The organism is Nitratidesulfovibrio liaohensis (genome assembly GCF_011682075.1).
Taxonomy (GTDB): domain Bacteria; phylum Desulfobacterota; class Desulfovibrionia; order Desulfovibrionales; family Desulfovibrionaceae; genus Cupidesulfovibrio; species Cupidesulfovibrio liaohensis.
This window is the reverse complement of sequence record NZ_VSMK01000579.1, coordinates 1-1,283: the sequence shown is the minus strand read 5'-3', so window position 1 is coordinate 1,283 and position 1,283 is coordinate 1. Positions and strand designations below refer to the sequence as shown.

General features: G+C 69.8%; 1 protein-coding gene. It reads left to right on the top strand.

The window, feature by feature from the left end; genetic code table 11:
* Positions 1-1,213 (top strand): PD-(D/E)XK nuclease family protein (locus FVW27_RS16210; RefSeq protein ID WP_167127094.1); only part of this gene is annotated, 1,213 nt, incomplete at its 5' end.
* Positions 1,214-1,283: the final 70 nt, after the last annotated feature.

The following is a 1,283-nucleotide window of genomic DNA, read 5'->3' as shown; positions in this document are numbered from 1 at the left end:
CATGGCCGGGCTGCCCGATTCGCGCCGCCGCGAGCGGGTGGCCGCGCACAACTTCCACCGCCTGCTGGCCGGTGCGGAACAGGCCGTGCTGTGCTACCAGACCGGCGTGGACCGCAGCGGCCTGCTGGACGAAAAGAAGATCCGCAGCCGCTTTGTGGAAGAACTGCTGTGGCGCGAAGAACGGGCGCGCGGCGGCCTGCTCTCACCCGGGCAGCCCCCGCTGCATGCCGCCGCGTGCACGGTGCGTCCGTTCCGTTCCGCGCCGCGCCCCATCGAACGCACAACCGCCATCAATGATGCGCTGGAAAGGCTGCTGGACGCGCCCGTGTCGCCGTCCACCCTCGACGCATGGCTGACCTGCCCGATGCGCTTCTTTCACGAACGGCTGGCCGGGCTGGCCCCGCCGGACGAGGTGAACGAAGGCGACGACCCCATTGCCGTGGGCGATCTGCTGCACAAGGTGCTGCTGGACTTTCACCTGCCCCACAAGGGGCGCGAGGTGCGCCGCGACGAACTTTCCGCCGAACACCTTACCCGGCTGTTCCTGCAACGGCTGGGCGCCTCGGGCCTTTCCGCCCAGTTGCCGCCAGACGCCCTGCTGATGCTGGAGGTGGCCGGGCCGGAACGCCTTGGCCGTTACCTGTCCCGCCAGCCGGAACGGTTCACCGTGCTGGAACTGGAGGAACCGGTGGAGGCAACCATCGACGTGCCGGGCAGCGCGGGCCGCCGGGTGCGCCGCCTGCACGGCCGGGTGGACCGGGTGGACCTGCGCGGATTCGAAGACGGTGAAGGCGCGGTGATCCTGGACTACAAGACCGGCAAGGTGGAATGGAAGCCGTCCGCGTGGTCCGACGACGCGCTGTGGGAACGCATCGAGGTGTGGACCCCGGACCGCGACCCCGGCCTGCTGGCCGACGTGGCCGGTGCCCTGCACGGCGTGCAGTTGCCCGCCTACGTCCACATGTACGGCCAGCATTCCGGGCGCGACGTGCACGACGCCGCCTGGGTCATCCTGCGCGACGCCGGGCAGGAACTGCCCCTGTTCGGCGAAGGCACCGACGATGAAACCCGCGATGCGGCCATCACCACCCGCATTCCCGCCCTGCTCTCCTTCCTGTTGCGGCACATGGCCGAAGCGCCGTTGCTGCTGCCGCGCGACGGTAAACATTGCGACTGGTGCTCTTGCACGAAACTGTGTAAAATACGTGCTTGAGGGAACGGGCCGCATCGGCCCTTCCGCGCCGCCAGCGCGGCGTCCGCCCGGCCACGGCCCGGCGGCGCAT